Annotated in this window: 17 protein-coding genes; 16 read left to right on the top strand and 1 reads right to left on the bottom strand. The window is 55.5% G+C overall.

The features are described 5' to 3' along the window. The first annotated feature begins 128 nt into the window (after positions 1–128). From PT964_RS24730 to PT964_RS24760, 7 genes are all read left to right on the top strand, one after another. Positions 129–893 (top strand): MerR family transcriptional regulator, encoded by a 765-nt coding sequence (locus PT964_RS24730; protein WP_274366042.1) that lies wholly within the window; start codon positions 129–131, stop codon positions 891–893. A gap of 147 nt (positions 894–1,040) precedes the next feature. After that, complete coding sequence (locus PT964_RS24735) at positions 1,041–2,741, top strand: methyl-accepting chemotaxis protein (protein ID WP_274366043.1); 1,701 nt, start codon at positions 1,041–1,043, stop codon at positions 2,739–2,741. 178 nt (positions 2,742–2,919) lie between these two features. Beyond that, a complete protein-coding gene (locus PT964_RS24740; protein WP_274366044.1) occupies positions 2,920–3,579 on the top strand; it encodes a hypothetical protein in 660 nt (219 codons plus the stop codon). Further along, positions 3,576–4,727: a glycosyltransferase family 4 protein gene (locus PT964_RS24745; protein WP_274366045.1), complete on the top strand. Its 1,152-nt coding sequence runs from the start codon at positions 3,576–3,578 to the stop codon at positions 4,725–4,727. Before PT964_RS24740 ends, PT964_RS24745 begins: the two co-directional genes overlap by 4 nt. Then, positions 4,724–5,737, top strand: coding sequence for a phosphotransferase family protein (locus PT964_RS24750; protein ID WP_274366046.1), 1,014 nt, complete (start codon positions 4,724–4,726; stop codon positions 5,735–5,737). Before PT964_RS24745 ends, PT964_RS24750 begins: the two co-directional genes overlap by 4 nt. Next, positions 5,731–7,656, top strand: a complete 1,926-nt coding sequence (locus PT964_RS24755) for a polysaccharide deacetylase family protein (RefSeq protein ID WP_274366047.1) — start codon at positions 5,731–5,733, stop codon at positions 7,654–7,656. Before PT964_RS24750 ends, PT964_RS24755 begins: the two co-directional genes overlap by 7 nt. Beyond that, a complete protein-coding gene (locus PT964_RS24760; RefSeq protein WP_274366048.1) occupies positions 7,653–8,477 on the top strand; it encodes a HipA family kinase in 825 nt (274 codons plus the stop codon). Before PT964_RS24755 ends, PT964_RS24760 begins: the two co-directional genes overlap by 4 nt. A gap of 27 nt (positions 8,478–8,504) precedes the next feature. Here PT964_RS24760 and PT964_RS24765 read toward each other — a convergent pair whose 3' ends face one another. Further along, the gene (locus tag PT964_RS24765; RefSeq protein ID WP_274366049.1) at positions 8,505–9,116 is read right to left on the bottom strand and encodes a hypothetical protein; all 612 of its coding nucleotides are present in this window, start codon (positions 9,114–9,116) and stop codon (positions 8,505–8,507) included. Between the two features lie 369 nt (positions 9,117–9,485). On the opposite strand from PT964_RS24765, the gene PT964_RS24770 reads away from it, so the two are divergent. From PT964_RS24770 to proC, 9 genes are all read left to right on the top strand, one after another. Beyond that, the gene (locus PT964_RS24770) at positions 9,486–9,875 is read left to right on the top strand and encodes a hypothetical protein (RefSeq protein WP_274366050.1); all 390 of its coding nucleotides are present in this window, start codon (positions 9,486–9,488) and stop codon (positions 9,873–9,875) included. Between the two features lie 34 nt (positions 9,876–9,909). Further along, a complete protein-coding gene (locus PT964_RS24775) occupies positions 9,910–10,335 on the top strand; it encodes an SRPBCC family protein (protein ID WP_274366051.1) in 426 nt (141 codons plus the stop codon). A gap of 1 nt (position 10,336) precedes the next feature. Continuing rightward, complete coding sequence (locus PT964_RS24780) at positions 10,337–10,663, top strand: ArsR/SmtB family transcription factor (RefSeq protein ID WP_274366052.1); 327 nt, start codon at positions 10,337–10,339, stop codon at positions 10,661–10,663. Positions 10,664–10,719: 56 nt separating this feature from the next. Then, on the top strand, positions 10,720–11,637 hold the full coding sequence (locus PT964_RS24785) for an aminoglycoside phosphotransferase family protein (protein WP_274366053.1): 918 nt from the start codon (positions 10,720–10,722) through the stop codon (positions 11,635–11,637). Between the two features lie 99 nt (positions 11,638–11,736). Next, the gene (locus tag PT964_RS24790) at positions 11,737–13,242 is read left to right on the top strand and encodes a nitrilase-related carbon-nitrogen hydrolase (RefSeq protein ID WP_274366054.1); all 1,506 of its coding nucleotides are present in this window, start codon (positions 11,737–11,739) and stop codon (positions 13,240–13,242) included. Between the two features lie 181 nt (positions 13,243–13,423). Continuing rightward, entirely contained in the window at positions 13,424–14,845 is a 1,422-nt protein-coding gene (locus tag PT964_RS24795) for an MATE family efflux transporter (RefSeq protein WP_274366055.1), read from the top strand. Next, the gene (locus PT964_RS24800; RefSeq protein WP_274366056.1) at positions 14,842–16,101 is read left to right on the top strand and encodes an MFS transporter; all 1,260 of its coding nucleotides are present in this window, start codon (positions 14,842–14,844) and stop codon (positions 16,099–16,101) included. The genes PT964_RS24795 and PT964_RS24800 overlap by 4 nt, the downstream gene beginning before the upstream one ends. 494 nt (positions 16,102–16,595) lie before the next feature. Then, positions 16,596–18,443, top strand: a complete 1,848-nt coding sequence (locus tag PT964_RS24805; RefSeq protein WP_274366057.1) for a methyl-accepting chemotaxis protein — start codon at positions 16,596–16,598, stop codon at positions 18,441–18,443. Between the two features lie 42 nt (positions 18,444–18,485). Then, positions 18,486–19,298, top strand: coding sequence for a pyrroline-5-carboxylate reductase (proC, locus tag PT964_RS24810; protein ID WP_337995057.1), 813 nt, complete (start codon positions 18,486–18,488; stop codon positions 19,296–19,298). The last annotated feature ends 266 nt before the right edge of the window (positions 19,299–19,564 follow it).

The raw sequence follows: 19,564 nt of genomic DNA on the forward strand, positions 1-19,564 counted from the left end.
GAAACTAAGTTTTGTACGTTAATTGGTCAGTTGTAGTTTTTTTTTCGTGAATTGCAGCAAGATGAGTCAAAAGTGTTGACGTTCACGTTACGTAAAGGTGTAGAGTGAAATCGTCGGGAGGAGATCGCATGGAATATACGGTACAAAAGCTTGGCCGCTTGGCGGGAATCAGCACCAGAACGCTTCGGTATTACGATGAGATCGGCATTCTTAAGCCGGCAAGAATGAGCTCGTCGGGTTACCGGATCTATGGTCAGGCGGAGGTCGACAGGCTGCAGCAGATTTTGTTTTATAGGGAGCTTGGAGTCAGTCTGGAGCAAATCAAAGAAATCGTGACCGACCCTTCCTTCAACGGGGCCAAGGCGCTGAAAGAACACCGCGAGCAACTCCTGGACAAAAGAAAGCAGTTGGAGCTGTTAATAGCCAACGTGGAAAAAACAATCGCTTTATACGAAGGGAGAATAACGATGACCGACCAAGAAAAATTCGAAGGATTCAAACAGAAGCTGATTGAGGACAATGAACGCAAGTATGGGAAAGAAATCCGGGAGAAGTACGGGGAAGACGCCGTCAACCGGTCGAACGAAAAGCTCAAAAATATGACGCCCGAAGAGCATGAGCGGATAACGCGGCTTACCGAGGAGGTAATGGCCGCTTTGATGGAAGCGTTCAAAACCGGCGATCCGGCCGGCGAAGCGGCGCAAAGAGCGGCCGATTTGCACCGGCAATGGTTAACGTTCTATTGGAGCGAGTACAGCAAAGAGGCTCATGCAGGCGTCGCTCAAATGTACGTCGACGACGAGCGGTTTAAGGCGTACTATGATGCGCAGCAGCCGGGCGCGGCGGAATTTTTAAGAGACGCGATTCACATTTATACGGGCTTCAAGAAATAAGGCTTTGTCCTTGCCGTGCAAGGGCTGTGCCGCGGACGCCGCTCCGCGGCGCGGCTCTTTTTTATGATGTCCAGAAGCTGCGCCGTCTGGTATAATTGAACAGCGTGATTCGTACTAGACACAAAGACCTAATCGGGGGCTGCACAGATGAAGAAGAGCATTACCGCGCAACTCGGCATTATCATTGTAGGCGTCATTTTCGCATCGTTGATCATTACGTCGGTTTCCAACTACTATGTAAGCTATCGGAATACATATGAAGCGGCGGGGATCGAGGCCGTCGGCTGCGCAAACATTACTACGGGTCTAATACAACCCGCCGATCTGAAAGAAATAATAAACGGGAACGAAGAGAAGCGGGCGGCGCTGGAGGGGCAGCTCGACTGGACTACCGGCCATAAGCGGATATTTGAAGCACAGTATATCATGCTGCTTGACGGAACGATCGTTGCCGCCGATTCCAATCTGCAGAAGCAGGGCTTTAAAGCGAACGACAAGTTCTATATTGACGAAGCGGCGATCAAGGAAATTCAAGAAACGAAGCACCCGCAATATTCGGCGATTTACGATTACGGCGGAATGAAGCGCATTACGGGCTACGCGCCGATCTTCGAGGATCACGATCCGAATAAATCAATTATTGCGATCAACGCGATCGATTTCAATGCCAAGATCGTTGACGACAGGACGTTGGACTCGGTAAAAGACGGCTTCTTGCTCGGGCTCCTTCCTATGGCACTTGCCTGCTTAATCACGATCTGGCTTATACGAAGAAAGACGAAGCCGATCAGCCGCCTAATCGGCTACGCCAAGCAAATAGCCGCAGGAGATTTGACGGTCGAAGCCGTGAAGGTGAAAAGCAAGGACGAGGTCGGCGATTTGGCGGAAACGCTGCATATGATGGCGAACCAATTGCAGGAGCTTATCGGGCAGGTCAACTACAGCGCGCAGCAGGTTGCGGCTTCCTCCGAGCAGCTGACGGCGAGCGCGGAACAGACGAGCAGCGTGTCGGAGCAAATTTCGCATACGATGCAGCGGCTTGCGTCCGATGTGGAGAAGCAAGTAAGGAGTTTGGAGGAGACAGCTGAAACCGTGAAAGAGATGTCGGCCGGCACCCAGCATGTTGCAAGCAATGCGCATACCGTTTCTTCCACGGCAGCCGACACCGCCCAGAAGGCGGAGGAAGGCGTGCTTGCGATCCGTACGGCGGAGGGGCAGATGAACTCGATTAACCGAACGGTCAGCGGCTTAGGCAAAGTAGTAAGAGGCTTAGGCGAGCGGTCGCAGGAAATCGGCCAAATCATTGAGGTCATTACCGGCATTGCGACGCAGACGAATTTGCTCGCCTTGAACGCGGCGATCGAAGCGGCCAGAGCCGGCGAAGACGGCCGCGGATTCGCCGTAGTCGCGGGCGAGGTTCGAAAGCTGGCCGAGCAATCGGCGGAATCGGCTGAGCAAATTGCGGAGCTGATCGCGGCCATTCAAGAAGAAACGACCCGAGCGGTCGAATCGATGGAAGAAGCGGTCAAAGAAGTCAGTGAAGGAATCGGCGCGGTGAATTCGGCGGGTGAGTCCTTCCTGCAAATTCAAGGCTCTGTAAGAGAAGTAACCACGCAGATTCAGGAGGTTTCCGCCGCCGTCCAGGAAATGGCCGCGGGAGCCGAGCAGATGGTCGATGCCATGCGCTTCATTATGGAGGTATCCGAGGCCGCGGCGTCCAGCACGCAGGAAGTGTCCGCAGCCGCTCAGGAACAGACGGCCGCAACGGAGGAAATCGCCTCGTCCGCTAATTCTCTTTCCGATATGGCGGAGGAATTAAAGGCGCTGATCGGCAGATTTAAACTATAACGAAACGGATTCGAAAGCTGTCCTTAGAGGGCGGCTTTTTTTGTTTGGAACATATTAGACGGGCGTCTGTTTGTCAAATTAAGTTTTCGTATATTTTTAGGTCGGTAGGAGAGCGCCGTTAATTATCGCCGAATCTATCATATCTTGTACTAATCTAAAAGTTGGAGAGGTGACGAATATGCTTTCAATATTCAATATGATGCGCAAACTCAAAGAGCCGGAGCTGGTTAAGCAAATAGAGAGAACGAAAGCGGTCAGAGTCGACCCTCCCGATGAGGTCGTAGTAGAAAATCCCACCGGGCTTCGGCTCTTGTCCAAAGGCAAAAAGTACGCCCTATTCCAACTGGATGAATCGCACAGCGTCGCTGTATACACCAAGGCCGGCAAAGCGGAAGCTCAATATTTCCTTTTGGGGCAAGGGGCAAAATACGGGATTACTCCCAATGCGTACGCTTACGGCGATTATTACGTTGTCATGGATTTAGTGCCTGTATTTCGTTTGGAAGGCTATTTGGAAGAGAATGAATTTACTAGAGAGCTTGCAGCCAAGATACTGGAGCTCCACCGGAGATCTAAAGAAGCGGGATTTACGGGAGGCCATGCGCCTAAAGATATTATTATGTTGCCGAACGGCTCTTTGATGGCCGTGAATGTAAGCAATAAGTATACGCCGCCGGACTTTCCTCCGAAATCGCTGCTCAAAGGGCTTGGTAACCGCGTCCGCGATTTCCTTCGGCATGTAAGAGAGCTGGAGCCCGCATTATACGAGCAATGGGTTCGCCATCCCGAAGCCTCCAAATATGTCGGGAAAGAAGTGACATGGAGAGTATTCCGATGAAGATCGCGATGATATCGTGGGAGTACCCGCCGCAGTTTACCGGAGGGTTGGGCATTCATTGCCTGAATTTGGTGGAAGAGCTGGTGCGGCGGGATGTGGAGGTCGATTTTTATTTGCCTGCCGGGAAACATATCCGATTCCAGGTTCCGCTGGGAATGGGGCTTAAGCGGGTTGAAATCGACCGTCCGCTTCAGGCTTATGTGGAGGGCGACAACGTTATCTGGGACTCCGTCAAACAGTTTCAGGCCGAGCTGGATCGGACGTTTGAGCCCGGCGGGATCGAAGTGATCCACGCGCACGATTGGATGGGAATGGTTGCGGCTCAAGGGATTAGCGAGCGATACGGGATTCCGCTCATTTGGACGGTTCATTCCACCGAATTTGACCGGGCCGCGGATACGACGCCGCATCCGGGCATTCTGGCGATAGAGCGGGAGGGCGTTCACGCGGCTTCCTTGACGATTGCAGTATCGGCTCGGACGAAGGAAAGACTCGTTACCGATTATGATGCCGATCCGGCGCGCGTAGCGGTCATCTATAACGGGATTCGGGCGGCTTCCTTTCAAAGCTTGGCGGAAGGAAGGGATTACGAAAGTTCGGACGGGTATGTGCTGTTTCTGGGGAGAGTCACCAGGCAGAAAGGGCCGGACGACTTTCTGCAGGCCGCGAAGCTGGTGCTTGCCAAGAAGGAGGCTCGCTTTATGATTGCGGGAGACGGAGAAATGCTCGCTCTCTTGCGCAGGCGGGCACGAAGGTGGAATATCGGCAAGCATGTTAAGTTTATGGGGACGGTCAAGGGAGAACAGCTTCTGGCTTGCTACAAGAACGCTCAAATCTTTGTATTGCCCGCGGTTTCCGAGCCTTTCGGGATTACGGTGCTGGAAGCGATGGCGGCGGGCGTTCCGGCAATTATTTCTTCGACTACGGGAGCGGGCGAAATTGTTCGCCGCGTTCTTCGGGTGGAGCCGAGAAATCCGGAGCAGCTGGCCGATGCGATCCTTAAGCTGCTTGGGGACGCCGAACTGCGGAAATCGCTCGCTCTGGATGCCGCGAAAGAGGCGGAACAATTCACATGGGGGGCGGCGGCCGCTCAAACCCGTGAGCTGTACGAGAAATTAAGTTTTTCAGGAAAGGGGAGTTCGTTATGAACGGCGGACAACAAGCGGGATATTGGCCTCTTAGAGAGTTGATTGCCGCTTACGAGGCCGGCTTTCCCGGCGAAGGCCGCCATGTGCTGTCATTCGTGATGACTTCTTGCATGCCGAAGATGAAAAAATGGATTATTGAATACGCGGTGACGAGCGTCAATGAGCACGGCGAGCGGCTGGAGGAGAATGTCATCGGCAAAGTGTTTTCGGACCATGAGAAGGGACAGGCAAGCTACCGTATCATGAAATATTTATGGGAGAACGGAATGAACCTGGATCCTCGTTATACCATCGTTCGCCCGATCGCATATATCGAAGCTTACAATGTGATGCTTATGTCGAAAGCGCCGGGGACGGAGGTGAAGGATTGGCTGCATGAAGGCTCCAAAGGAGAGGAGGCGGCTTCCCATGCGGCGGAGTGGCTGATACGGCTCCATCGCGTTCCGGTGCTGGACGGCGGCCGCCACGGAAGGACGAGAGCCGAAGCGGATACGGTCCGGATCATTTCGGAGCTGTGCGATGCCGTGCCGGATAAGGCGGCGGAGCTCCGTTCTTTCGGGGAGCGGCTGCATCGGCAGGAGGGGCGGCCTCATGCCGGCGCAACCGCGTCCGTCATGCTACACGGCGATTTCCATGTCAAGAACATATTCTGGGACGGCACAAGGGCGACGGCGATCGATTTCGACCATCATTTTGTCGGGGATGCCGCTTGGGACGTCGCCTACCATGCCTGTCAAATCCAATTGAGCGCATTCTTTAAGCAGGGCGACTTTCACCGGTTTCGGCCGGCCGTGAGAAATTTCCTCGATACCTACCTCGCTGCCGTGCCCGAATCGCAGCGCGGCACGTTCCTTACGCGTCTATCCTGCTACCGTTCCAGGTCGCTGCTGGAAAGCCTTCATTACGAGCTGTGCGTATGCAAAACCGGCGCCTTCCATATCGTCGATTCGTTCCTTGAGGAATGCGGGCTGTCGCTGCAGGGCCAAGGGAAGGGGCTGATAGGATGTTAAAGCGCGTGCCTGTCGCTATCGTTCATCACGCCAACCAATATCTTATTACCGACGGGTATGCGCACCGCCCCGGGATCAGCGCGACGATCGGACCCGCCGATGCGTCCTCCGGCTTGCGGGCGGTGCTCGAGCTTCACAGCCGGTACGATATCCCGTTCCACCTGCATATCAGCGGGACGCTCATTGAAGCGTGCGCATGGCATGATCCGCTGTTTCTCGAGGAGGTCGCGGATTTATGCCGGAGCGGCTTAATCGAGCTTATCGGCTCGACGTATTCGCAGAACATTATGACGCTGTTCGGCCGCGGCTTTAACCGCGAGCAGCTGAAGGAGGAGCTGCGCCTGTATTCGGCATGGCTATGCGCCGATGTTTCGGCGGTTAAAGGCTTCTGGGTCCCGGAGCGCGTATGGTCGACGGAGAAGCTGGCGGAGTCCGTTGCGGATGCAACGCTGACTAACGGCGGCTACCGGTATATACTGACGGACGATCGCCAGCTGCTGCAAGGAGCCGAGCGCGCTCGCTACGACGAAGCCCGCCCGTTTCTCCCGGAGCTGTATACGCCTTATCGGGTGCAGGGCGCGGCGTATTTGACGGCCGTGCCGATCTCCGCCGAGATGAGGCTTAATATTCCGTTCGGGAGAGAAGAGAACGAGGAAGCGCTCGGGCGGCTCTTGAAGAGCTTGCTGAAAGAGGCGGAAAGCGGCCGTACGGTAATCGCCGTATACGGCGACGATATGGAGAAGGCAGCCGGCATACCGCCGATGTGGAACCGGGATTCGGCCGAGCATTACGAGCGTTTCTTACAGTGGCTGAAGGGAAGAGAGGACGCCGAGCCCGTGCTGCTCGGGCATTGGCTTTCCGAGGGTTGCGGCGGCGAACCGCCCGAACGTGCCGTCGGTCCGGGCGCCTACATGGAGCTTGCCGGGCTGTTCGGCGCAGGAGAAGATTATGCGGGCTGGGCCGGGTCGCCCGCGTGGCTCCCGTACCAACAGCAGCTCGACCGCGCATGGGACAAGGCGGAGAAGATGTCCGAAGGCTTTGAAGAGCCGTCCGCTTTGCTGGAGCTGGCGCGGAAGCACCTGCTGGCTTCGTCTTATGAAACGGCTTGGCACGATCCGGGCTCGTCATGGGAGGATGCCCGGCCGGCTCCTTGGGCTCGGGCGCTGGCCAGCCACTCCCGGGCAGCGCACGTATTGCTGGAGGCGGTTCAGTGGCGGCGGGAGGCTGAACGTTCGGAGCCGCTGGAGATCGAGAAGGCGGATCTCGACGGCGACGGGCTTGAGGAAATTGTGCTGCGCAATCGTGCCCTGGCCGTTGTAATCTCGCCGGCGTTCGGAGGACGGATTTTGTACGCCTTTGCGCTGGGAACGAAGGACGGCTCCATGTTTATAGGAAACCCTTCCGATGATTGGAATTTGTTGGAGCAGTTGAATTCCTTCATGGATGTCCCGATGAACCATCCCGGGGCGCTGGCGGATTACGGGCTGGAGCATGACGCATACGAGGTCGAGTCGGCTTTCGCCGCCGGCGACGGCTCGCTTGAGCTCGTGCTTGCGAACCGGGAGACGGGGAGCAAGGCGTACGGAATGAAAAAGAGGCTTCGCTTGAATCAAGACGAAAGCCGGCTTCATGTCCGTTATGAGCAGGTGCCTGCGGCGGCTTTGCCTCTGTCGGTCGATATCGGGCTGTCTCCCGACTATCTTCGGCTGCTTCGGGACGGGCGCTCGCAGCTTGCCTCCGTTCGGAAGGGCGGGAGGCAGGGGGTTCGCAACGGTAGCTTGCTGGCGTGGGTCGAGCCGGAGACCGCGAACGTCAAATGGCGGCTTCCGCGGACTCCCGTATTCGGGCACGGACTGTGCCTGGCGCTAACCTTTACCGCTGCGGAGGGTGCATTTTGGCTGGGGGCGGATACACTATGAGATCTGCCCTTGTTCCTGTCCAATATGCAGGCGCGGCCGAGAAAGGATACTCGAAGCCGCAGCTCATTCGGCTGAGCGACGGGCTGACTTACGTTGTGAAGTTTAAAAACAACCCGACCGGCACGAGAGTGCTCGTTAACGAATACGTGGCCGGGAAGCTGGCGCGGTTGCTTGCTTTGCCCGTGCCTCCATTCCGGATCGTGCCGATTTCGAACGATTTTATTGAGCAAAACCCGGAGCTGGCGGCTTTTAGGTTTGCTCCGGGAATGCAATTCGCGAGTCTTTTCATTGAAGGCGCGGCGAATCTGAGGGACGCCTATGCTTGTCCGGGCGGGCTTCGGATTGTCAACCGCGGCGAGCTTGCGGGAGTCGTTCTGTTCGATTTATGGCTGAGCAACACGGACCGGAAAGAGAACAACGTGCTGCTGGCTCAGGCGGGGGATTCGAATGTGTCCGGCCAGGCGCTAGGATGCGGAGGGCAACGGGGCTGTCGGCTCTTCATGATCGACCATGGCCGCTGCTTTGCGAGCCACGATTGGACCGTCGATTCGCTGAGTCAGGCGAAGCCGGTTTTGTATTTGAAGGTTCATCGCTGGTGCCTTGCTCAGCTGAGAGACAGGGAGGAGCTTGACGCCGCGATGGCATGCATCCGGTCTTTGCCGGAAAAGCGCATGCGGGATATCGTTTCCTCGATCCCGCGCGATTGGGAAGTGACGAAGCGGGAGAGAGAGGCGCTGCTTGCCTATTTGGTCGAAGCGCAAGACCGGCTCCCCGCCGTTCTGGAACAGTTTATAGAAGAAGCAGAAACAGGCTCTGCATAGTCGCGGAGCCTGCTTTTTTGGCCGGCTTTATTTCGTTGCGTCTCTCATCGTCTCTGCGAAGCTTTCGTGCCGTGTCCACAGGCTGTGCCATTTCGGGCTGATTGCGGCGACATGCTCGATAAATTCCGGCGCGTGCGCACCCATGTCCGAAATGAGCTTCTTTGCGAAATAAACCGGTTTCGGCTTAATGACGTGAACGACGTCGATGATTTTCATGCGATCGTCCGGCATCATAAAAATATGTCTTGCGGAATGGTCGAACCGGTTGTAGCCGATGCGCTCGAACGTATCCAGCAGCCATACGATTTTCTCCGCCAGCCTCTTGCTCATGCCGTGCTCCTGCAACTCATCAAACAAGCTGGGAGCGGTTATATATTCCATTACAATATAGTCGGCGCCCCAGAAGCAAACTTCCGGACATATCCCCGCTTGTCCCCCCAACCGCAAAGCATGCAGTTCGCGTACAAGACTTTCGCTTCGGTAATAGAGCTTGACGCATCGCTTGTCGTCGATCCGGAAGACGGCGCCTTGCTTTCCTTTGCCGATCAGCCTGAAGCCGTACGGATTATCGATCTCTATAATCGTCTCCGGCTTTCTAACGCGAATCCGTTTCGCTTCGCCCAGCAGCTCCGCATTCATTCGCCTCACTCCTCCTTGTGCAGGTCCTTGAATACCATATGTGAGCCGCGGCGTACGAGAAACGGTGTTTATCTACTTCAATTGTGAAAGAGTTGATAGGAGAGAGTGCTGTGTTGGCGGTTGTCGGGGGCGGATCGAAGTGAGTGAGTGAATGTAACGGATTGCGATGTGCTTACATGCCCGAAATGTTCGGCCGGATACGGGGGATGGCGGATTGGGACGTAGTTATTTTACAAAGGAAAGGGCACGATAATAGCAGTCTCGCAGAAGAGCGGCCTTGACATGAAACCAAATGGTTTCGTATAATCAGACATGAAACCAAAAGGTTTCATTTTTATAGAAAAGGATTCAGAAAGGAATGGATCTCCATTGTCCGAGGAACTGTTGAAAAAGCTGCGCTACAAATCGGGACAAGCTGTCGTATTGAACGCTCCCGAAGGCTATACGCTGGGAATCGAGCAGCCGGAGGCCAGCGTGCCGGAAGGCGGCTGCGAATTCGTCCAGCTGTTCGTTAACAATGCCGAAGAGGTGAAGGAATGGGTACCGAAGGCGATTCCCCTGCTTAAGGGAGATGCGCTGTTCTGGATCACGTACCCGAAGCAAAGCTCCAAGGCGAAAACCGATATTAACCGGGATTCGTTATGGAAACTAGTGGAGGGAATGTCGGAGTACAGGCCCGTCAGCAACGTGGCGGTCGACGAGAAGTGGTCGGCGCTGCGGTTTCGGCACAAAGATAAGGTCAAGCCGTCAAAAGCATAACCGATATAACAAACAACAACAGGAGGAATAACAAATGACAAATAGCAACATAAACGAGCTCCCGCCGATCGTACAGACAACCGTACTCAACGCGCCGATTCAGAAGGTGTGGGAAGCCGTATCTACCGCGGAGGGCATCTCCGCTTGGTTTATGCCGAACAATTTCAAGCCGGAAATCGGATATGAATTTGAGATCAACGCCGGTCCGTTCGGCATGTCCCCGTGCAAGGTTACCGAGCTGGACCCTCCGAACCGCCTCTCCTTCAAGTGGGGGAAAGACTGGACGTTATCGTTCGATTTAGCCGATCTCAACGGCAAAACGCAGTTCACGCTGACGCATGCCGGCTGGGATCCGAATCAGGTTACGGAATTCGGAGAGCCGCATGACGTGGTGCGCGAGCGCATGGCGGGAGGCTGGGCCGGCATCTCCAAGAAGCTTGCCGCGATCATTGAGGGTTAATATGGCGGACCCGCAACCGAAGCACGATGTCTTTCAGGCGATAGCGGACCCGACGCGCCGCAAGCTGCTGAAGCTGCTCGGCGAGCAGGAAATGCCGGTGACGGCGATCAGCGGGCATTTTCCGATGAGCCGGACGGCCGTCTCGAAGCATCTGCGCATATTGGCCGACGCGGGACTCGTCAAGGAGAAAAAAATCGGCAGAGAGACACGGTATCGGCTGGAGCCGGAGCCGCTGCTTGAGCTGAAGCGGTGGTTGTCGTATTATGAACGGTATTGGGAGAACAAAATGAACGCGCTGAGACATTACGTTGAAAACAGCGACGATTAGCAGCAGAGAGGCGCCCGAATTTCGGCGTGCCTCTCTTTTTTTGCGGGAGGAGGCGAATGATGAAATTAGAGGAAGATTTTATCCAAAGGATCATCGGGGTACATAAGGAAGCCGGGCGGCGGTGGTTGGACGGTATCGACGACTTAATCGCTTGGTGTGAGGAGAAGTGGTCCGTTCAAGTGCTCGCCCCGTTTCCGCTTTCGTACAATTTTGCGGAGCCGGCTGCCTTAAACGACGGCAAGCAAGCCGTAATCAAGCTTTGCGTCCCCGCCGGTAAAGAATTTTATACGGAGCTGGAAGCGATTCGACTGTACAACGGCAACGGTATGGCGAGGCTGTTGGACGCCGATGAGGAACGGGGCGCCTTGCTGCTTGAACGTCTGTGTCCGGGCCTTACGCTAAAATCGGTCGAAAGCGACGACGAGGCTGTCATCATCGCTGCGAACATCATGAAGAAGCTCAACATTCCCGTACCGGCTGCCCACGTGGAAAGGTTCCCTTCGGTTGCGCAGTGGGCGAAGGGGCTGACCAGGCTGCGGGAGCGTTTCGGCGGCGGGACGGGTCCGATTCCGGAGCGGACGGCGCGGAAAGCGGAGGAGCTTTACCCGAAGCTGATCGCAACGATTGCGCACCCCGTGCTTCTGCATGGGGATTTGCATCATGAAAACATTTTGTCGGCGGAGAGGGAGCCGTGGCTGGCCATCGATCCGAAGGGACTGATCGGAGAAGCGGAGTACGGCGTTATCCAGTTTCTGATGAATCATCTCCCGGAAAGCGGCCAGGCTGCCTTGACGAAGCGGCGGATTGAGATTTTCGCCGAAGAGCTCGGCTTACGTCAAGAACGGATTGCAGCGTGGGCGTTCTGCCATTCGGTGCTTAGCGCATGGTGGTGCATAGAGGACAATGCGGATGTTGAAGAAGGAGTGGAATGGGCGCTTCGTATGGCGGACATCTTCGACAGCTTGATGGAATAGATTCATGCCGAAAAACTTACTTTTCTCACTTAGCAAACGACACAGAACCTCGTATGATAGGAAGAAGAGAACTAGTCCGGCAAAAGGAGTTATCCGTTCATGACATTATCGGCGAAATCCCCTTCTTTCCTCTTATCCCTCGCGCTGGCGGCGGCTTCCGGCGGCATGCTGCTGTTCAGCATGCCCGGATACGATCTTTGGTATTTGGCTTGGATCGCCCTCGTTCCGCTCCTGCTCGCCGTCCGGCGCCATCAGGGGCTGCAAAGATACATACTGTTCAATATTACAGGCTTGATCTGGTCGATCGGCTGCCACGCTTGGTTTCCGGATGTATTGGGGAAAGGCTTGGGCATGTTCCTCATGGTCGCAAGCGGCTTGCTGTACGGCTTCTTTCTGCAACTCGGGTGCGACCTTCAGCAACGGTTCAAGCATTATAAGCTGAGCATCTTGATCGTTCCGGTCGTTTGGACGGCGCTGGAGTGGCTCCGTTTCGTCCTGCCCGTGACAAGGGATTGGTGGATCGAGGTGCTCGCGAAGACGCAGTGGACCGTTCCGGAAAATTTGCAAATTTTATCGGTTACCGGCTTCCCCGGGCTGAGCTTCTTAATCGTACTAACCAATACGGCGATTGCGGCCATCCTCATCAAGCTTTGGAAGGAACGCAGGCCGGACCGCACGGCACTGGCGCTGCTGCTGATACCGGTCGCGGTGCTTTCGTGGGGGAAGCTCACCGTCGATACAAGCTACACATCCGACACGTTCACCGTTGCGGCGCATGCCGATCTTGCCAACCAGGACCCGGAAATCGTGAAGCTGGGCGGCGGCACGACGGCGGGGGACGGATATTTGGCCGATACGGAAGCGATGTCGCAGGCTATATTCGATGTGAACGAAGCGTTGACGCTGGATGCGGCGAAGGAAGCGAAGCCGGCGTTCGTCGTATGGGGCGAGAACGAGTTTACGAGCTACGGCAATGAAGCCATGATCGGGAAGCTGAAGGAGCTTGCGGCGACAGCGCATACTCATATCGTAGCCGATGTGGTATGGAACTCCGACGCCGGCATGCACGACACTGCGCTGCTGATCGGGCCGGACGGCGCCGAAATCGGAAAGACGGCTAAGATCAACATTACGGGCGGGGAAGAGGAATACGGCTTCGTGCCCGGTCAAGCATGGGGCAGCGTGTTCGATACGGCGTATGGGATGGTCGGCTTAGGCGTATGCTGGGACCGGCACACGACCGGAATCGTCCGGGCGCTCAGCCGGAACGGAGCCAGATTAGTGCTGATGCCGGTGGACGACGACTTTAACGCAAACCCGCTGTTTCCGCACTATGCCGCCTCCGACACCGTATTCCGCGCCGTCGAGAACCGCGCAGCCATTGTGACCGGTTCGACCGCGGGAATGTCGCAGGTCATTACTCCGTTCGGCGAAGTGACGGCGGCCAGCGGCATTAATACGCGAGAATGGATTTCCGGCGAAACGTTCACCGTACAGGAGCAGAGCGTTTACACCCGCTACGGCGATTGGTTCGGGAACTTGGCCGCAGCCTGCTTCGTGCTGATAGTCGGATTGTCCGCTGCACGCAAAAAAAAGCCGAAATAACGATAAGCCGCAGACGCTTAAGCGCCTGCGGCTTATTATCCCGTTCATGCTTTATGCCGCCATTGCCGTCTTCCGTTGACTCATTTTGCCTGACGAATCTTAAAGAAAACTATGGTACTATACGCTTGATGCTAAAAATAGACTTAGATTCGGACGGATAGGATAGGAGACAACGAACAGCATGAACAAGGCAGAAGAGGAGAAACCCCCGCAATCGGAGAAGTCCGCCGACCTGCAAGAATTGAAGCTTGTATCGATCACATGGCCCGTATTCCTTGAGCTGTTTTTATTTATGCTGATGGGCATTGCGGATACGCTTATGCTGAGCGCAGTTTCGGATAACGCCGTCTCCGGGGTGGGGGCGGCGAATCAGTACATTTTTATCGCGATCTTGATTCTTGAGGTGATCGGCCACGGGGCGTCGATCGTCGTCTCTCAATACCTCGGCGCGAAACAATGGCTGGGGGCGTCCAGAATTTCCGCCGTCGCCGTCACCTTGAATCTTATGGCTGGCGCGGCCATCAGCGCGGGCTTTCTGCTGTTCGGCAGCCGTCTGCTGTCAGCCGTCAATCTCCAAGGCGATATTCTGGTTCACGCGCAAACGTATTTGGCGATTGTGGGCGGCTGTTTGTTCCTTCAAGCGTTCATCAATGTATTGTCGAGCTTGATCCGAACGTATGGGTTTACTAGAGAGACCATGCTGGTGTCGCTAGGCATGAACGTATTTCATGTACTTTTGAATTATGTGCTCATCTTCGGCCGCTTCGGCTTTCCGGAAATGGGCGTCGCGGGGGCCGCCGTCTCGTCCGTCGTCAGCAGGGCGGCAGGCGTGCTGGTGTTTTTCTGGCTGTTTTACCGGTTGATGGAGATCAAGCCTCGGCTTGCGGACTATTTCAATTTGACGAAGGAATACGTGCGTAAAATTTTGAAAATCGGCGTCCCCTCCGCATTCGAATCCGTGACGTACCATACGTGCCAATCGGTGTTCTTGTATTTCGTCACCTTCTTGGGTGCGGAGGCGCTGGCTTCGCGGCAATATGCCATGAATATTTCAAACCTGATCTACTTGTTCAACGCGGCGGTCGGAATCGGCACGGCGATCATAACGGGACGCTTGGTCGGAGCGAAACGGACGGAAGAAGCTTACCGCAGAGTATGGGTCAGCTTGGGATGGGGCTTTGTCGTTACGTTGGCGGTCGATATTACCGTCATTGCCTTCCGGGATCCGATCATCGGGGTATTTACCTCGGACCAAGGCATAATCCGGTTGACGTCCCAGATTATCGTGCTGAGCATTTTTCTGGAAAGCGGCAGAACATTGAATATGATATTGATCAGTTCTTTACGGGCGGCGGGCGACGCCAAGTTTCCGGTGTATATGGGCTTTATTTCGATGATTGGGATCAGCTTGCCGCTCGGCTACTTTTTATCGTTCCGCTTGAATATGGGCTTAGCGGGAATATGGCTTGCGATTGCGGCGGACGAATGGATCCGGGGCATTCTCATGTTTCTCCGCTGGAGAAGCAGAGCTTGGGAACGGCGATCGTTGGTGGGAGATGCGGGCAGCGGAATTCCGGCGCCGGATAAAGGAGGAAGCTTATGAGCGAACCGATTGTATCACAAATCAAAGGCAACTCCAGAGGCTGTTTGATCTACGAGCCGCTGTTTCTGATTCCGTACAGCATGTTTACTACGTACGCAACCATCTATATGTACCAATTGGGAGTCGGCGAGACGGCGATCGGCTGGATCACTACGCTCTGCTTGGCGGTTCAGATCATATCTTCTCTCATTAGCGGCTACCTGACGGACCGGATGGGACGCAAGTGGGCGCTGCTTACGTTCGACCTCTTGAGCTGGTCCGTGGCTACGCTGCTGTGGGCGTTCTCCCAAAACATTTGGTTTTTCGTCGCGGCTGCGGTTGTGAACGGGTTTCAACGCATTCCGCATACGGCGTTGTATTGTCTCTTAGTTGAAGACACGCCGCCGAAGCATCGGACGGCCGTCTTTTCGGTGCTTCAGTTTGCAAGCGTGGTCGGCGGGCTGTTCGCTCCGCTGGGCGGGCTGCTAGTCAGCCATTATTCGTTGATTGACGGCGTAAGAATTATGTATATTATCGCTTTCGCGGGAATGACGACACAATTTATCGGCAGACACTTCTCTACGAGAGAGACGGACATCGGCCTTCGCAAAATGCGGGAAACGCGGGGGCGCTCGGCGGCGGAAGGCTTGAGAGAGTACTTCGGCGTAATTCGAAGCCTTGTTTCGAGCAAGCCGTTGCTGCTCATTTTCGGAGTATATATTTTGTTCAACTTCCAGATGACGATGAAGGGGACTTATTTATCCATTTATTTGGTCGATCACCTGTCGTTCGAAGATTGGATCATCTCCGTATTTCCGGCGGCATCCTCCGTCGTCATGCTGCTCATTATGTGGTTCGTTCAGCCGAAAATTAAAGAGCGGCTTGTGCATCGCACGATGGTGTGGGGCTTCGCCATATCGATCGCCTCCAATGTGCTGCTGCTCATTCCGCAGGCGGGGAGCATCGCAGTGCTTACGATCAGCACGGTGCTCGGCGCCGCGGGCGTTATTTTGACGTCGCCTTACTTGGAGGCGGTTGTCGCCAATGCGATCGACGATGAGCATCGAGCGAACATGTTTTCCATGCTGTCGGTGCTTATTCTGGTCTTTACCGCTCCGTCGGGCATTATAGGGGGGCTGGCGTATCGGGCGGATCCGCGCATTCCTTTTGTCCTTGTTACGTTATCGTTCGTCATCATCATTGCGCTGATGGCCGCCTATTCAAATACTGCCAAATCTGCCTCCGCGAAGCTGCAGGGACAACATTCACGCGCTTAAATCATGCTTGCAAAAGAAAGCTGCGGAAAGGACTATAGTCTCATAGACGAAGCAGGCATACCCCATTTAATGTCCTTCATTCCTATTCCCTCCTTTTTAGCCGGCTTGGGCGTGTTTTTTAAGGCAATCTGGAGCACGTTTATGTAAATAATTCACGTTTGCAAAGACCTCGGGGAGATGCGATTCATCTTCTTGGGGTCTTTTTAGCTGCCGCCATAAAAATTTGCGCAATTCAATATTAAGTAAAGGGTCTGTCGGATTTTAAAGGAAAATGTCACTTTTTGTTGAAACGGTGTAACAGGAAGAAAAAAATAATGGCGGAGAGGGCGAAATGGATTATTTATGGAACTAAGAAAACACAAGGTTATGAATCGGACAAGCTATCGGAACGGGAAAAACGGCGTGCGTAACCGGTTGTATGCGGCATTTTTGGCCATTCTTATCGTCCCTTCTTTTGTAATCGGTTTCATGTCTTATGATACGGCCAAGGGAAGGTGGACGACCAATTTGTCCGCTCCGCCGAAGATAATGTGCAGATGCTGAACGAAGCGATCGATCAGTACATCACGATGGAAATGCGCAATATCGACCACTTGTCCAAGCAGCTCTCATCCGACAAGGTTGATCTCCATGATGCGGGCGTTCGGGAGACGATCGATTTGTTCACGTCGCACCATCCCGAATTAGAGCTTGTAACATTGGGAACGGAAACAGGAGCATGGATGAAATCGCCCGATCCCGGCCCGCAGGATTATGACCCGCGCGAGCGCGGGTGGTATAAAGCGACGAAGGCTAAGCCCGGGGAAGTGGTCGTATCCGATCCGTATGTATCGGCGACGACGGGGAACGTTGTCGTAACGATCGCGAAGGTGCTTCCCGACGGGAAGGGCGTTGCCGGCGGAAACTTAAGCCTCGCGACATTGGCGGAAATAACGGCGAAGGCGCGGATCGGCACGGAGGGCTACTCGTTCATGATGGATCGCAGCTCTGTCATCGTGGTGCATCCGACGCTCGCCGCCGGAGAAGACGTGAAGGAGACGGACTGGGCGAAGCAAATGACCGGGGAAAGCGGAAGCTTCGGGTATACGTTCGATGGTAAAAGCAGACATATGGTGTATGTTTCAAATTCGCTCACCGGCTGGAAGATCGGAGGAACCTTCGATACGGATGAAATTCAGAGAAACAGCGCTCCTATCTTGAATATGATGCTGATCGTACTGCTGGTTTCGCTGTTGGTCGGCTCAGCGCTTGTATATTTGATCGTTCGTTCCACCGTCGGTCCGCTTAAGCAAGTGATCGCCGCCGCGGAAAATATCAGTCAAGGGGATCTAACGCAGCGAATTCCCGTCAAGCGGCACGACGAGGTCGGGCGGCTGTCGGAAAGCTTTAACCAGATGGCCGATTCTTTGCGCGAGGTGCTTACGGAGGTCGGGGAGACGTCGGCGCAGCTTGCTGCGTCTTCGGAGCAGCTGATGGCGAGCTCGGAGCAGACGTCGAGCGCGACCGAGCATATTGCGACGTCGATCCAAGAGATGGCCGCCGGCGCCGAGCAGCAGGTGTTGAAGGTTGGCGAAAGCTCGGACGTTGTAGCGGACATTTCATCGGGCATCGGGCAAATTGCTGCCAGCGCGCAGACGGTGTCGGGCTCGGCTGATCAAGCCTCCGAGCAGTCCGGCGAAGGCGGGCGCGCGATTCAGACAGCCGTGCGGCAAATCAATTCGATCAGCGGTACGGTGGGCAGTCTTGCGGCCGAGGTTAAGGAGCTGAACGAACGATCGCAGGAAATCGGGAATATTGTTCAAGTCATTACGGATATTGCGCAGCAAACGAATCTATTGTCCTTAAACGCGGCTATAGAAGCGTCCAGAGCAGGCGAGCAGGGCCGAGGCTTTGCGGTAGTCGCCGCGGAGGTCCGCAAGCTGGCCGAGCAGTCGGCCGGCTCCGCTCAGCAAATCGCGGGGCTAATTGCAGCGATTCGCGGGAGGACCGAGAAGGTTGTCCAGGCCGTAGATTCGACGACTCAAGAAGTGAACGACGGGCTTGCGGCGATCCGCAACGCCGGCGAGCAATTCAGCCGCATTCAGGAATCGATCGGCCATGTTGCGCAGGAAACGAAGGATGTTTCGGCATCTTCCCGTCTCATATCCGAAGGAGCGAGACAGGTTGTCGCTGCGATTGATCAAGTATCGGAAATCGCGAAAGCTTCCGCGGCGGATGCGCAAAGCATATCGGCGGCGTCGCAGCAGCAGCTGGCGAGCATGGAGGAGATCGCGGCTTCGTCGGCGGCCTTGACGCAAATGGCGGACGGACTTGAGAAGCTGGTAAAAAAGTTTAAACTATAGCATATCGACTAACAATGGAGCTTAGGAAGGGGGATGCGGCGCATGAGCATGAGGCCGACGATCGGCTTTATCGGCAGCGGGAAGATGGCTCAGGCCATGATCGCCGGCATGCTTCGCGACGGCAGTATAGCGCGGGAGCAGCTGATCGTCAGCGCCAGAACGGAACAAACGCTGCAGCGAGTGAAGGATGCGTTCGGAATTGCGGCTGTGAGGGACAACCGAGCGGTGGCGGGTCAAGCGGACGTGCTGTTTCTGGCCGTCGCTCCCAATCTGTACGACGGCGTCATCGCGGAAATCGCGGAGAGTGTGCGCGCCGAGACTGTTGTCGTTTCGATCGCCGCGGGCATAACGATTGCAAGAGTGGAGAAGGCGTTCGGCAAGCCGGTAAAAATCGTCAGAGGCATGCCGAATACGCCGTCGTTGATCGGAAGCGGAGTGACGGCCGTCTGCGCGAACGAAAGCGTTACGCCGGAGGAAAGCGAGCGGGTGGCCGGTTTGCTGCGGAGCATCGGCGAGGTGGAGCTGATCCGGGAGGAGCAGATGGACGCGATTCCGCCGATTGCCGCCTCGTCGCCGGCTTACGTGTATATGCTGATCGAGGCGATGGCGGACGGCGGCGTCAGGCTGGGGCTGCCGAGAGCTCAGGCATACCGGCTGGCGGCCCAAGCGGTGCTTGGCGCGGCCAGAATGGTGCTGGAAACCGGGAAGCACCCCGGGGAGTTGAAGGACGGCGTCTGCACGCCCGGCGGGGCAACGATTGCGGCCGTCGCCACGCTCGAGCAGGAAGGGTTTCGCGGCACGGTGATGGCCGCGATGCAGAGCTGCTACGAGCGGGTGAAGGAGCTTGGGGAGTAAGTGGGCTGGCGGTAGTAACACATTTTGGTGCTAAGTCGGTCGTGCGGCGGTGGAGCGGCAGGGTTAGTAACACATTTATACGAAAATGTGGTTAAGGGTGGGTTAGGCACGGATACGTTTTCGGCGTAATAAGAACCACTTCCTTAAAAGTATTGGTGCTAACTCCGGCTGAGCCGGCTGCCCACGGGGCGTCCCCGTTATCCGGTTTGCGCCGCCGAAATTAACGGAACGAAACTATATAGCCCCCTAATCCATTTGGACACTCC

It is taken from the genome of Paenibacillus thermotolerans, from assembly GCF_028745515.1.
In the GTDB taxonomy this organism is placed as follows: domain Bacteria; phylum Bacillota; class Bacilli; order Paenibacillales; family YIM-B00363; genus Paenibacillus_AE; species Paenibacillus_AE thermotolerans.

Bases quoted from the DNA above. Each gene is read 5' to 3' on its own strand.
- PT964_RS24730 (WP_274366042.1), top strand. From the start codon at position 129: ATGGAATATACGGTACAAAAGCTTGGCCGCTTGGCGGGAATCAGCACC.
- PT964_RS24735 (WP_274366043.1), top strand. From the start codon at position 1,041: ATGAAGAAGAGCATTACCGCGCAACTCGGCATTATCATTGTAGGCGTC.
- PT964_RS24740 (WP_274366044.1), top strand. From the start codon at position 2,920: ATGCTTTCAATATTCAATATGATGCGCAAACTCAAAGAGCCGGAGCTG.
- PT964_RS24745 (WP_274366045.1), top strand. From the start codon at position 3,576: ATGAAGATCGCGATGATATCGTGGGAGTACCCGCCGCAGTTTACCGGA.
- PT964_RS24750 (WP_274366046.1), top strand. From the start codon at position 4,724: ATGAACGGCGGACAACAAGCGGGATATTGGCCTCTTAGAGAGTTGATT.
- PT964_RS24755 (WP_274366047.1), top strand. From the start codon at position 5,731: ATGTTAAAGCGCGTGCCTGTCGCTATCGTTCATCACGCCAACCAATAT.
- PT964_RS24760 (WP_274366048.1), top strand. From the start codon at position 7,653: ATGAGATCTGCCCTTGTTCCTGTCCAATATGCAGGCGCGGCCGAGAAA.
- PT964_RS24765 (WP_274366049.1), bottom strand. From the start codon at position 9,116: ATGAATGCGGAGCTGCTGGGCGAAGCGAAACGGATTCGCGTTAGAAAG.
- PT964_RS24775 (WP_274366051.1), top strand. From the start codon at position 9,910: ATGACAAATAGCAACATAAACGAGCTCCCGCCGATCGTACAGACAACC.
- PT964_RS24780 (WP_274366052.1), top strand. From the start codon at position 10,337: ATGGCGGACCCGCAACCGAAGCACGATGTCTTTCAGGCGATAGCGGAC.
- PT964_RS24785 (WP_274366053.1), top strand. From the start codon at position 10,720: ATGATGAAATTAGAGGAAGATTTTATCCAAAGGATCATCGGGGTACAT.
- PT964_RS24790 (WP_274366054.1), top strand. From the start codon at position 11,737: ATGACATTATCGGCGAAATCCCCTTCTTTCCTCTTATCCCTCGCGCTG.
- PT964_RS24795 (WP_274366055.1), top strand. From the start codon at position 13,424: ATGAACAAGGCAGAAGAGGAGAAACCCCCGCAATCGGAGAAGTCCGCC.
- PT964_RS24800 (WP_274366056.1), top strand. From the start codon at position 14,842: ATGAGCGAACCGATTGTATCACAAATCAAAGGCAACTCCAGAGGCTGT.
- proC (WP_337995057.1), top strand. From the start codon at position 18,486: ATGAGCATGAGGCCGACGATCGGCTTTATCGGCAGCGGGAAGATGGCT.